Annotated in this window: 12 protein-coding genes; 9 read left to right on the top strand and 3 right to left on the bottom strand. The window is 35.4% G+C overall.

The window, feature by feature from the left end:
• The first annotated feature begins 21 nt into the window (after positions 1 to 21).
• The 5 genes from V6E76_RS09855 (at position 22) to V6E76_RS09835 (ending at position 4,578) form a co-directional block, all read left to right on the top strand.
• Positions 22 to 726 (top strand): cytochrome c biogenesis protein CcdA, encoded by a 705-nt coding sequence (locus tag V6E76_RS09855; protein WP_499797806.1) that lies wholly within the window; start codon positions 22 to 24, stop codon positions 724 to 726.
• Between the two features lie 109 nt (positions 727 to 835).
• Positions 836 to 1,342 carry a CueP family metal-binding protein gene (locus V6E76_RS09850; protein ID WP_026859513.1) on the top strand — a complete coding sequence of 169 codons (507 nt, stop codon included), beginning with the start codon at positions 836 to 838 and terminating at the stop codon, positions 1,340 to 1,342.
• A gap of 256 nt (positions 1,343 to 1,598) precedes the next feature.
• Entirely contained in the window at positions 1,599 to 3,647 is a 2,049-nt protein-coding gene (locus V6E76_RS09845; protein WP_247352455.1) for a copper-translocating P-type ATPase, read from the top strand.
• 63 nt (positions 3,648 to 3,710) lie between these two features.
• Positions 3,711 to 4,187: a CopY/TcrY family copper transport repressor gene (locus V6E76_RS09840; protein ID WP_371807486.1), complete on the top strand. Its 477-nt coding sequence runs from the start codon at positions 3,711 to 3,713 to the stop codon at positions 4,185 to 4,187.
• 139 nt (positions 4,188 to 4,326) lie between these two features.
• Positions 4,327 to 4,578: a copper ion binding protein gene (locus tag V6E76_RS09835; protein WP_051220549.1), complete on the top strand. Its 252-nt coding sequence runs from the start codon at positions 4,327 to 4,329 to the stop codon at positions 4,576 to 4,578.
• A gap of 179 nt (positions 4,579 to 4,757) precedes the next feature.
• Here the strand turns inward: V6E76_RS09835 and V6E76_RS09830 are convergent, their stop codons facing one another.
• Complete coding sequence (locus V6E76_RS09830) at positions 4,758 to 5,381, bottom strand: YdhK family protein (RefSeq protein ID WP_247352453.1); 624 nt, start codon at positions 5,379 to 5,381, stop codon at positions 4,758 to 4,760.
• 707 nt (positions 5,382 to 6,088) lie between these two features.
• Between V6E76_RS09830 and V6E76_RS09825 the strand changes: the two genes are divergently transcribed.
• Positions 6,089 to 7,477 carry a sensor histidine kinase gene (locus V6E76_RS09825; protein WP_026867193.1) on the top strand — a complete coding sequence of 463 codons (1,389 nt, stop codon included), beginning with the start codon at positions 6,089 to 6,091 and terminating at the stop codon, positions 7,475 to 7,477.
• Entirely contained in the window at positions 7,470 to 8,141 is a 672-nt protein-coding gene (locus V6E76_RS09820) for a response regulator transcription factor (RefSeq protein WP_026867194.1), read from the top strand. Before V6E76_RS09825 ends, V6E76_RS09820 begins: the two co-directional genes overlap by 8 nt.
• Before the next feature lie 110 nt (positions 8,142 to 8,251).
• Here the strand turns inward: V6E76_RS09820 and V6E76_RS09815 are convergent, their stop codons facing one another.
• Positions 8,252 to 8,578 (bottom strand): four-helix bundle copper-binding protein, encoded by a 327-nt coding sequence (locus tag V6E76_RS09815; RefSeq protein WP_026867195.1) that lies wholly within the window; start codon positions 8,576 to 8,578, stop codon positions 8,252 to 8,254.
• A gap of 203 nt (positions 8,579 to 8,781) precedes the next feature.
• Positions 8,782 to 10,350 carry a multicopper oxidase family protein gene (locus V6E76_RS09810; RefSeq protein ID WP_166626276.1) on the bottom strand — a complete coding sequence of 523 codons (1,569 nt, stop codon included), beginning with the start codon at positions 10,348 to 10,350 and terminating at the stop codon, positions 8,782 to 8,784.
• Positions 10,351 to 10,752: 402 nt separating this feature from the next.
• Between V6E76_RS09810 and V6E76_RS09805 the strand changes: the two genes are divergently transcribed.
• Positions 10,753 to 11,271 (top strand): recombinase family protein, encoded by a 519-nt coding sequence (locus V6E76_RS09805; protein WP_240921803.1) that lies wholly within the window; start codon positions 10,753 to 10,755, stop codon positions 11,269 to 11,271.
• Positions 11,272 to 11,275: 4 nt separating this feature from the next.
• The gene (locus V6E76_RS09800) at positions 11,276 to 12,580 is read left to right on the top strand and encodes a site-specific DNA-methyltransferase (protein WP_035856809.1); all 1,305 of its coding nucleotides are present in this window, start codon (positions 11,276 to 11,278) and stop codon (positions 12,578 to 12,580) included.
• The last annotated feature ends 74 nt before the right edge of the window (positions 12,581 to 12,654 follow it).

Below are 12,654 nucleotides of genomic sequence, written 5' to 3'. Positions count from 1 at the left end.
CAATATGAATGGAGTGTTTTTTTGGGTAGTGAAATGACTTTCTTTCTTGCATTTGGAGCTGGTTTTTTAAGTTTTGTCTCACCTTGTGTGCTTCCAGTATTTCCTGCTTTTATCTCTTACATAACAGGAATGAGTTATAATGAAGTAGAAAATCAAAAATTCAATGCACGCGCAATATTCCACACAATTTTCTTTCTTGTGGGATTCAGTTTGTTCTATATAGCATTAGGGTTTGGCACGGCCTTTTTAGGCGGAATATTGATTGACCATGCGAACCTGATTAGACAACTAGGTTCAATCCTGATTATTATCTTCGGGCTTATCATTACCGGTGTGCTTAATTTTAATTTCCTGATGAAAGAGAGAAAAATACAATTCAAAAATAGACCGTCTGGATTTTTAGGTTCAACTTTAATAGGTATGGCATTTGGTGCCGGATGGACTCCGTGCAATGGACCAATTATCGGAGCTATTTTCGCAATGAGTGCAAGCGCACCTAACGATGCTTTAATGTTGATGATTGTCTATTGTCTAGGCTTTGCAATTCCATTCTTTATATTGAGCTTTTTCGTATCTCGTACACGCTGGATGCTGAAATACTCGAATACGATTATGAAAGTTGGTGGGGTCATCATGATATTAATGGGTGTACTTCTGTATTTTGATGGATTGACTCAGATTATTATTTGGCTGCAGCCGTACTTTGGAGATTTTCAAGGCTTCTAATTATGAATACATTAAATGACTTGTTTATATAACTTTCATAGAAATGATATATTATTATAAAATTTGTTTAAAAATTATTGTTAAAATTAAATATCAAGGAGGAATCTGGATGAAAAAATATTTAATGCCAGTTTTGATGGGCGTAATCTTTATTTTAACAGGTTGTAGTGATGACTCAGCATCGAACGAATCAAATATTAAAGAAATGGTTTCGGAATTAAGCGCTAGTAATATTGTAGAATCAGCATCTATAAATGATAAAACACTTATTGTTAAAGATAGTGGAGATGAGAATGTCTATACTTTGCCAGACGATGAATTTTTTGTATCTATTGCACCATACATCTCATATACACATCCTTGTGAATTTCATAGCTTAACAGGTTGTCAGGGAGAGCTGATGAATGAAGAGATGGATGTAAAAATTACAGATGAAGATGGAGAAGTTCACGTTGATGAGAAGTTGACTACCCTTGAGAATGGTTTCTTGGATTTTTGGCTGCCAAGAGATAAAAATTACTCTTTAGAAATTAATTATGATGGAAAAAAAGTTGAATCTAATTTTTCAACTTTTGAGAATGACAGCACCTGTCTGACAGATTTACAGCTTAAATAATATTATTAAATGCAGATTACCCAATGCTATTTAGTGTCGTGGAATCTGCATTTTTAATTCAATGTTAAATCTCAGAGTAGCAGTTAATTTATTTTTACTTAGTTTTTAAATACATGTAGTGGATAGTTTCTGCACATATATTTTTTTATAATAAACTTAGTAAATTAACAGCTTGACAAATAACGATTACAGACGTAAACTTAAGTTAATAAATCGATTACAGTTGTAGTCGTATTATAATGTAGGAGGGGAAAAAATGAATAAAGAAGGTAATCATAATCATGCTGAGCATGAAGAAAATCATCATAACCATGAGGAGAGCCACGAATCCCATAATCATAGCGGACACGATCATCATGCGCATATGGTGACAGATTTTCGTAATAAATTCTTCATTATCCTGATATTCACAATTCCAATTGTACTTCTATCTCCGATGATTCAAAATTTCATAGGTGTGGATTGGCAATTTACTGGAGATAGTTATATTGTGGCAGCGTTGGCCACGTTCGTTTATTTCTACGGGGGTTGGCCATTCATTAAGGGCGCTTACGATGAATTGAAAAACAAAGAACCAGGCATGATGACATTAATAGCAATGGCGATTTCTGTCGCTTACTTCTATAGTATGGCAGTTGTTTTTGGATTCAATGGGGAAGAAATTTTCTGGGAGCTGGCAACTCTTGTATTAATCATGCTTCTGGGACATTGGATTGAAATGCGAGCTATTAACAATGCTTCCAAGGCTCTGGAATCCCTCGCATCATTAATGCCTGATACGGCAAACCGTATCACTGAAAATGGTGAAACAGAAGAAGTTCAGATTGATGATATTAAAGCGGGTGATTTACTATTAGTAAAACCCGGAGAAAAAATGCCGCTGGATGGTAAAATCGTTAAAGGAAAGTCGCAAGTTGATGAATCAATGTTAACGGGTGAATCTGTTCCAGTTGGAAAATCCGTTGATGACGAGGTCATTGGAGGTTCAATAAACAGAGAAGGTTCTCTCACTATTGAAGTAGAGAAACTGATGAATGAATCTTATCTGACACAAGTTATAGATATGGTTAGAGAATCACAACGTACTAAATCGAAAACTCAGGATGTAACTAATAAAGCAGCTAAATGGTTATTCTATATCGCTTTAGCTGCCGGTATCATCACATTTATCGTTTGGATAAGTATTGGAGCAACTATAGATGCTGCTATCATGAGATTGGTAACAGTTTTGGTTATTGCTTGTCCTCATGCTTTAGGTCTGGCAGCACCGTTGGTTATTTCAGTATCTACATCACTTGCTGCAAAGCACGGTTTGTTAATTCGAAAACGTCCACAGTTTGAAAAGGCTCGTAAAATTAACGCTGTGATCTTCGATAAGACGGGTACTTTGACTGAGGGTAAATTTGGTGTTACAGATATACAGACTTTCAATAATATTGACGAAAATATCCTTTTAAGTTATGCAGCAACAATAGAAAATGACTCGGAACACCCTATTGCGAGAGGTATACTCAATGAAGCCAAGTTAAAAGAACTTGAATTGCTTGAAATGTCAAATTTCAATTCAATTACTGGTGTAGGAATTGAAGGGACGATTGATGATAAACAAGTCAAAGTAGTGAGTCCGGGATATGTACGTAAACAAAAAATAGATTTTGACGATAAGAACTTTAATAAATGGTCAGAACAAGGTAAGACGGTAGTTTTTCTTTTGGTAAACGAAGAATTAGCAGGTGCCATTGCACTGGCAGATAAGATTAAGGAAAGTTCTAAGCAGACAATAGAACAGCTGCATAAGAGAAATATTAAAGCTATAATGTTGACCGGAGATAACCAAAAAGTCGCAAATTATGTCGCAGAACAAATTGGGATTGATGAAGTCTATGCTGAAGTAATGCCCAATGAGAAAGCAGATAAAGTGACAGAAATCCAAGAACGTGGTTTGGTTGTTGCAATGACAGGTGACGGAATCAATGACGCACCGGCATTGACTAAAGCAGATGTTGGTATCGCAGTGGGTGCAGGCACAGATATCGCGATGGATAGTGCAGACATCGTTCTCGTTGACAGTAATCCGAAAGATATTCTTGCAATATTCAGCCTATCTAAAAAAACATATAATAAACTGGTACAGAATCTGATTTGGGCAACCGGATATAACGTGATTGCTCTCCCATTGGCAGCAGGAGTACTGGCGCCTTGGGGGATAATACTCAGTCCGGCTGTAGGTGCGATTTTGATGAGTCTCAGTACAATCATCGTTGCAATCAATGCGCAGTTACTTCATAGATTTGAAGTAGAATAAAATAAATGCCGACAAATCCTTACTTAAGGATAGTCGGTATTTTAATTCTTTACTGTATGAAATATGAAAGACATCTTAAAAATACTTGAAAAAATTAGAGGTGAAAATATGACCAAAGCAATTGATTCAAATATCACAGATTCCGAATGGGAAGTGATGCGGGTCGTTTGGGCACAAAACAAAACTACGAGTAAAGATATTAGAGATATTATAGAAAATAAAAAGAATTGGAAACCGGCCACGACCAAAACACTTATTGGGAGACTTGTTGATAAAGGTGTATTAAACACAGAAAAGGACGGCAACAAATACATTTATTCAACTAATTTAAAAGAAAGTGACTTTCTCAAAAGTACACTTGAACAAACTTTCGATAATATATGTAATAAAGACATTGGAAAAATTATTGCAGATTTAATTTCAAAATCAACATTAAGCTATATAGATATAGAAGAGTTGGAAAAAGTGTTAGAGATGAAAAAAGAGGATGCAGTTGACGTAGTGCCATGCAATTGTGTTCCAGGTCAATGTAATTGTTAATCAGCAGTAGACAAAATTAATAAATTAAGACAGATAATTGATTTGTTAAATAAAAAATGAAAAAGGGTAAAATACCTACCATGGGTATATTGAAACTTTCTTATAAAATAATATAATAAAATTTTAAGGAGAAATTTATATGTCAAAAGTAACACTTAATGTAGAAGGTATGTCATGTAGGGCTTGCGTTAATAAAGTCGAAGAGAGCGTCGGTCAATTAAATGGCGTTGAATCAGTTAAAGTTCAAATTCCTGAAGGTAAAGTAGATGTAACATTTAATGACAGTACAATTAATTTGGCAGACATCAAAGGTGCTATTCAAAATACCGGCTACGAGATTAAAGAGGATATTGATAAAGAAGATGGTTCTGCGTGTTCATGCTGCAGCTAGTTAATGACAAAAGATTTTAAGAATTTAGAGTATCATTTTTTTATGTCATATTGATTCTATATAATAATTGTAGAAAGAGACCAAGATACAAAATCCGGCAAATCTTAATTCAAGATTTGCCGGATTTTTTCTTTGTAATCAGGAATCCATGCTTTTATCCTATATTACTATTCACTAATTTATTCCACAGGTGCCAGTTCACTTTCTGTAACCCACTTATGATTCTGAACTTCTTCTTCAGTATCTGTTGTAACGAAATCCACCATATAGACAGTGGTCTCTTCAGCAGAATCAATCGTAGCCGTTGCACCTTCCATGCCTTCCATGTGTGATGCATTCATTACTGCTTCATCGCCTGGTTCTAATGGGGCTTCTCCCGGTTCTTCCAATTCTTCATGAATGACCCATTTATGATCTTCTACCAGTTCTTCGCCGTTCGTCGGTGTGTATGAGACAGTATAGACAGTGGTGTCAAAAGCACCGGAAATTGTTGCTTCAGCACCATCCATACCTTGCATGTGTTCTGCTTCAATAATCGCTTGACTTCCAACTGCATAAGTTGGATTTTCTGCTTCTTTCAAGTCTTCAGGTACTTCACCGGAACTGGACATCTCATCAGCTGAATGTTCCATATGACCTCCGGAATCTGATTCCATGTCCATTTCCTCCTCAGATCTGGACTCTGTTTCAGTGCTTTGGCTTTCTTCATCTTCATTAGGCTGAGTTTCCCCATTACCACAGGCAGCCATTAAAAATACAGCGAATATGGAAAGAAGCCCTAATAATACTTTGTTTTTAACCATGTATATACCCTCCATTTTATTAGTTCTACTGATAACTCTACCCATAACTTTTGCAGTTTACGTGCAGATTCAATGAAAAATAAATGTATTTAATCAAGAATAATATTACCGACTCGACATATTGGATTTCAATTTAAAGATTTATTAACCGTGGATGATATCTCAGCGCTTCCTTCAAATCTGCACGAAAAATCGATATTTAAATAATAAAATGTATAAAGAGAGTAGCGAATCATGATACCAAGAAAATTAATAATTAATACTATAATATTATCATCTATATTTTTAGCGGGATGCGGTAAAATCACTCATGTAACTTCGAGTTACCCTTTAAATTTAAAAAGTTTTGACGGTCAGGTGTTATACTTAGTCATACATTTTTCAGACTAAAACTTCGTTGCAGCTGCTACCTCTGCTAGATTATTTTTATCGAAAGATAGTGGAGATGAAAGATGATGGTATTTTGTATGTTGCAATCAATCCACAGAACGAAGATGAGTTAGCAATCTAGACTATAAGCAGAAATAGTTATGTGTCTAATGACGCCTCATAAGAACAGTGGAAGAAAATTTTAGTTGTGGGCAAAGTAAAATAAGCTGAATTATTCATAATAAAAATACTACTTTTCTATATAATATGACTAATGAACAAAATGATAAGATGATCTATTACGATTTATGCTGTTGCAGAAAACTGAGGAGGCTTTTATGTTCAATAAATTAGCTTTAAAAATCGGACTTTTGTTTTTTCTGGTGATTCTTATTATTGAAATCATATTATTCTATATCCTATATACAAATCTGGTCGCTGATCGTGTGGAGGAAGTGATGGGGGATTTATTGGCCCGGGGGAATACACACAGAGACGTATTGGAAGAAAACTATACAACCACGACATTGGAACATGTTGCGATTATGGAGTCAGAATCAGATTTTATTGTGGTGATAACAGATGAGAATGGAGAGATAATCACCAATTCTGATCCGGTTGAACCAGAAATGATAACTGTTATTGAACATACTGATTATGGTGAAATACCACAAGAAGGAGTTATCCTGAAATCAAATTGGTCAGAAGAAAAATATGTCTCTACAGACAGCCCCCTAACTTTTAACGAAACTCATAGCGGGCATGTTTTTATGTTTGCTGAAAGTGATAGCATCGAACGGATTATTGATCATCTCAGCCATAAGTTTTGGCTTGTGGGTCTATTGACTTTACTTCTGACTGTTATAACGGTGTTTATTCTTTCCAGAGTTATTACCCAACCGGTATTGAGGATGAAAAAAGCGACAGAACAATTAGGTAGAGGCAATCATAACGTGGAATTGTATACACATCGAAAAGATGAGCTTGGAGATTTGGCGACTTCGATTACTTTGCTGTCGCAAGATCTGGAACGTTTAAAAAACGAGAGAAATGAATTTTTAGGGAGTATATCGCATGAGCTACGAACACCTTTAACCTATATGAAAGGGTATACGGATATTATTAGCAGAAAAGAAATATCCACGACGGACAGGAATAGATACATTAAAATCATTCAGGAAGAAACAGAGCATTTAGCAGACCTGATAAAAAATCTGTTTGAATTAGCTAAAATCGATCATAATGAATTTGCCATCACAAAAGAGAGGGTAGTATTTAGCGCTTTGATTGAGACGGTTTTAGCACGAATCTATCCAGCGCTCAATGAAAAAAAGATAGAGCTTTTCTTTCATTGTCCGGACAACTTGGTTGTTATGGCAGATCCCGAAAGAATTCAACAAGTTATATTGAATATATTAGATAATGCAATAAAGTATACTCCCGAGAAAGGTCATATCACAATGGAAGTGATTCAAAATAAAAATGAAATTTTAACAACTATTTCAGATACAGGAGAAGGAATCCCAGAAGAAGATATACCCTTTATATACGATCGACTGTATCGTTCTGAAAAGTCTAGATCCCGGGTAAGCGGAGGGTCTGGTCTCGGGCTGACAATCGCTAAAGAAATTGTGGCGTTGCATGGTGGCGAGATTGGAGTAGAAAGTACACTCGGCAAGGGGACTGTTTTCGTCATATCTTTAAAGAAGGAGAATGTAAATGAATAAAGTGCTGTTAATCGATGATGAAGAGAGAATGCTCGAACTGTTGACATTATACTTGAAACCTTACCCTTATTTTTGTCGAAAAGCAGTAGGTGCAAAAGCAGGGCTTAAGTTTGTTAAAGAAGAGAAGTTTGATCTTATTCTACTGGATATCATGATGCCTGAAATGAATGGATGGGAAGTATGCAGAGAAATACGGCAATACTCAGATGTACCTATTATCATGGTGACTGCACGTGAGCAGAAAGAAGATATTGTAAAAGGACTCAAGCTGGGTGCAGATGACTATATCACAAAACCTTTTAATGAAGAAGAATTGGTTGCAAGAATGGATGCATTACTAAGAAGAACAAGACCTGTCAACCGGATTGAAGTCGAAAGACTGTTATGGGACGAAGATCAATTTGAACTATCCTATAAAAAACAGCTTGTAAAATTAACACCAAAAGAATTTGCAATCATTGGATTACTCATGAAAAATCCAGGAAGGGTATTTTCTAGAAATCAATTGATTGATTTAGTGTGGGGCATGCATTCTGAAACGGAAGGACGTACTGTGGATTCCCATGTTAGAAATATGCGGGAAAAAATTCGGGAAGTCGGCTTTCCTATCGATGATTACTTTCACACGGTGTGGGGCGTTGGTTACAAATGGATTAAAAATTAAAAAACACTTTCAATATTAGAACGTTAGACTGATTGCTTTTGTTCTATTAATAAGAAACGCCATGCCAGAATTATTATCTGACATGGCGTTTTTTCTATATAAGTTTTATTTTAAGCGATTTCCTTACAAGCTTCTGCACATTTAAAGCACGCTTCTGCACATCTCTGACAGTGTTCGTGGTCGTGTTTCTGACATTCATTTCCGCAAGCTTCGCAAATTTTGGCGCATACTGCTGCTAAATCAGAAGCAAATGGTGTACCTCTCATTAATGCTTGTTCCAGAAATGCACAGATATCTGCACATTCACGGTCCAGACGGATGCATTCCGCCATCATATTTACGTCCTCTTCTCTCAAACACGCATCGTAGCAGTGGTTACAGGCTTCCATACATTCATGTAACGTCTGAATCAGTTGTTGGTGTTGTTCATGAGCCATTGTAAATACCTCCTATAGATTTAAATACGCTTGCATTAATTGAATTCCCATCCATTTCGCATATAAACCGATATTGGTAAACTCCATAGAAAATGCACATAATTTTAATGATGATTGTCCTTCTCCACTTATTCAATAATGTAATTCGCCTAGAAAAATCAAAAAATAGTTCCTTTTTTATTATTAGATTGAAGATTTGGATCTTATTCTACTTTAACCTGTCCCATCATCCCATTGTCCTCATGTTCAAGTATGTGACAGTGGAACATATATATGCCTTTATTTTTAAACTGAATGGCAATTTTCACAGTCTCATCCGGGGCAACGGAAAAACTATCTTTCCAGCCTCTTTCGTTCTCAGGTGGTGCTTCTCCATTCCTGGAAAGGATTTTAAACTGAGCACCATGGATGTGGAACGGGTGAATCATGCCGCCCATCATGTCTGGTTTATTATAGATTTCCCATACTTCGGTGACACCTTGTTCCTGCGTAAAATCAATTCTTTCAGAGTCAAATTTTTTACCATTTATCGTTACCTGATCCATCATGCCGAAAAGTTCAATTTCTTTTGTTACTGGTAAATTCTTTTCTTCTTCCGTAACTGAAAAGTCATTCATTTCATCAGGTATATCTATGGTTTTACCTGTTTGATCTGTGATTTCAAAAGGTAAGAGCGTGGTACCTTCTTCGTTTACTAAAGCAATCTCTTCATTAGTTTTAACTTGTGAGAAGTCAATGACTATTTCGGCCCGTTCTGAAGGCGTGAGTGTGATTTCTTGCATTGAGACCGGTTCATTTAAAAATCCGCCGTCCGTTGCGATTTGTACAAAAGCATCTTCTGTATTTAGTTTAACGGTGTAGTTTCTTGCATTTGAGCTATTTAAAAGTCGAAGCCTTACTTTTTCTTTATCTACAGTTAATTTTGGATTTAATGTTCCATTAATTAATGATGTATCTCCGACAGTGCCATCTTCATTTGCTGCTGCTTTATAATTCAACTGTTTTTCGTCATCAAAGACTCTGTCCTGGAAAATGAGAGGAATGTCATTTTCTCCATATTCACTTGGTAATTCGAGATTTTTTGAATTTTGGTCCTCGATATAAATTAACCCAGCAAGTCCGTTGTACACTTGTTCAGAGGTTTTTCCTTCCGGGTGGGGATGGAACCACAATGTGGCAGCTTCCTGTGTCACTTCAAATTCAATAGTACTCTCTTCGCCTGGCTCCAATACATTGTGTGGACCACCATCGTCATTCCCTGGCACTTCCAATCCATGCCAGTGAAAAGTGGTATTTTCATTGAGTTCATTGATTAAGTTTATTTTCACAGTATCTCCTTTTTCAAATTGAAGCATGGGACCTAGAAACGAGTCATTATAGCCATATGTTTTTGTTTGAACGCCATCAAATATTTCTGTTTCTCCTTTTTGCGCGCGTATTGTATACTCAGTTCCTTTGTTGCTGTCGCTTTTGAGTACAGGGGGGATATTCAGTTCATTCTCTCCTGTCGAATCAATTAGACTTACCACATCATCATGATCCATATGACCATTACCCATGGAACCATTATTCATTTCTCCTTCACTGGAGGAGTTATTCATATTTTCTTCCATAGAATTTTCATTGTCCTCATTCATATTCATCTGTTCATTTGAATCCTTTCCATTGTTAGTATCTTCTACAGATGCTTCTCCGTCATTGCTTGTACAAGCTGATAAAACAATGACCATCATCAGAGAAAACAAGCTTATCAATAGGTTCTTTTTTCTCATACTTTACAATCCCTTCTTTCTACTTTTAATAAAGAACTTGTCATTCCTTTATGTATTAGACTAGATTATAATTTTCGAGAATCCGTGCATAAAATGAGTATTTAATATGACAAAAACTACATGTAAAATTAAGTTTAAAAAACGACCGTTTATTGGAACATCAGGAAGAGAACAAACATAGTTGATTTTACTATAGATTGAAAGTACAAAAACCCGTACAATTATCTTTGTACAATATTTTAAAAACTTATTGAGTTTTTGTACTATAGCCAAAGCTTATGAATGCTAATTAGAGTATAGAATACATATAACCCCCCACTAAGAGAAACATAAGGAGGAAAAATTATGAGCAAAGTTGGTTATGCCAGGGTCAGTACGAGAGATCAGAATTTAAATAGTTAAATTGATGTCTTAAATAAATATGGTTGTAATCGAATATTTTCCGAAAAGGTAAGTGGCAAGAAATATAAAAGAACAGAGCTTGACAAATGTCTCGACTACCTACGTAAAGGGGATACTTTAGTAATCACAAAGTTAGATCGACTCGGACGTACAACGAAACAATTAATAGAACTATCTCAATACCTCGATGAAAAGAATATAGATTTGGAAATAATAGATATGAATATTAATACCAAAGATGCAATGGGGAGGATGTTCTTCACTATGATGAGTGCTTTTGCAGAGCTCGAAGCAAATCTATTGAGTGAAAGAACGAAAAAGGGTTTAGAATCTGCTCGATCAAGAGGTAGAATGGGAGGAAGGCCTAAATTTCCGAAAGATAAAAGGGAAATGGTCATTTCTCTGTATGAGAGTGAGAAATACACGATAAATGAAATCATCAGGATGACAGGGGTATCAAGAGGTACCATCTATAACATGATTAATAGCAAGTCTGAGAAAAAGATCGGAGAGAAATGATTTTATGGAAACAAAGCTCCAGCAAGAGATAAATAATGTTCTAAAAGTATTTCCTGAATATTGGCATGAAGATATATTATTGAAGAATAAGTTGATTGAAGATATACGTTCTTACAATGAAAAATTAATAGAAGCTCTTCTATCGAACGAATCGATAAGAGATACATATTCCCTCGAGCTACCGTCGGGCTTAGTTTTTAAGATAGAAGAGTTCATCAGTATGCTACGTTTCAAAAACTACTGGGATAACAGCTACACAAAATATACAAATGAAATTGGTCTCACCAGTGAAAATAAGTATTTTAAGTATAATTCTGATGTAGTTCTAGATTTTCCGCACAAAGATGGTGTTTTAGAAGGAGGAATGACGACAGAAGAAAAAGGGAAAGACGAAGTTTATTATCATAACACCTTAGCCAAAGAAGAGATTGATACACTTTTAGCTCCTAAAATTCTAACTAATATTATCAAATATGCTAAAAACGAAGAGACGAATTTAGATAAATTCTCAGATAAAGATAATTTGATTCTAAAAGCTAATAATCTTATTGGATTATATTCATTGAGAGAACGTTACGCGGGGAAAGTAAAGTTAATTTATATAGATCCACCTTACAATACTGGTGGAGATAGTTTTAAATATAATGACCAGTTCAACCATTCTACGTGGTTGGTATTTATGAAAAATCGGTTGGAAGCCGCCAAAGAACTATTGAGTCCTGATGGTTCTATATGGATTAATATCGATGATAATGAGTCACATTACGCAAAAATATTGATGGATGAAATATATGGTAGAAACAATTTTGTTGCTAATATAGTTTGGCAAAAAAGAACCTCTCCTGATTCTAGAATCTCTTTAGGAGCTGCGCACGATAATATATTAGTCTATGCAAAAGATATTAATTTATTCAAACCAACAATTAATAAAGTTCCTTTGTCAGAAAAGAGGATTTCAGAATACAAAAACCCAGATAATGATATAAATGGCCCTTGGGTCTCTGTAGATATGACAGGGCAAACAGGACATGCAACTAAAAGCCAATTTTACAATGTCACACTCCCAAACGGTACGATAATATCTCCTCCTTCCAATAGATGTTGGGCGATAAGTGAAAAAGAATTTGTAAACCTTAGAAAACAAGGAAGGATTTGGTTTGGTATTAATGGTGATTCACGTCCAAGATTGAAAAAATATTTGAGTGAGTCAGATGGTGCAACAAGTTGGACTTGGTGGACGAATGGTGATGTTGGACATAACCAAGAAGCAAAAAAAGAAATAAATAAAATATTGTCTGATGTGGAGTGACCTGATGTCACTTAAGTTTACAGTTGAATAAAATAAATTTTTCTCTGGGATATGAACATGTTCATATCTCAGTT

Origin of the sequence: Jeotgalicoccus huakuii (assembly GCF_036665975.1) — a bacterium.
Lineage (GTDB): Bacteria > Bacillota > Bacilli > Staphylococcales > Salinicoccaceae > Jeotgalicoccus > Jeotgalicoccus marinus.
This window is presented reverse-complemented; position numbering and strand designations above follow the sequence as displayed.

Bases quoted from the DNA above. Each gene is read 5' to 3' on its own strand.
- V6E76_RS09850 (WP_026859513.1), top strand. From the start codon at position 836: ATGAAAAAATATTTAATGCCAGTTTTGATGGGCGTAATCTTTATTTTA.
- V6E76_RS09845 (WP_247352455.1), top strand. From the start codon at position 1,599: ATGAATAAAGAAGGTAATCATAATCATGCTGAGCATGAAGAAAATCAT.
- V6E76_RS09840 (WP_371807486.1), top strand. From the start codon at position 3,711: ATGAAAGACATCTTAAAAATACTTGAAAAAATTAGAGGTGAAAATATG.
- V6E76_RS09835 (WP_051220549.1), top strand. From the start codon at position 4,327: ATGTCAAAAGTAACACTTAATGTAGAAGGTATGTCATGTAGGGCTTGC.
- V6E76_RS09830 (WP_247352453.1), bottom strand. From the start codon at position 5,381: ATGGTTAAAAACAAAGTATTATTAGGGCTTCTTTCCATATTCGCTGTA.
- V6E76_RS09825 (WP_026867193.1), top strand. From the start codon at position 6,089: ATGTTCAATAAATTAGCTTTAAAAATCGGACTTTTGTTTTTTCTGGTG.
- V6E76_RS09820 (WP_026867194.1), top strand. From the start codon at position 7,470: ATGAATAAAGTGCTGTTAATCGATGATGAAGAGAGAATGCTCGAACTG.
- V6E76_RS09815 (WP_026867195.1), bottom strand. From the start codon at position 8,578: ATGGCTCATGAACAACACCAACAACTGATTCAGACGTTACATGAATGT.
- V6E76_RS09810 (WP_166626276.1), bottom strand. From the start codon at position 10,350: ATGAGAAAAAAGAACCTATTGATAAGCTTGTTTTCTCTGATGATGGTC.
- V6E76_RS09800 (WP_035856809.1), top strand. From the start codon at position 11,276: ATGGAAACAAAGCTCCAGCAAGAGATAAATAATGTTCTAAAAGTATTT.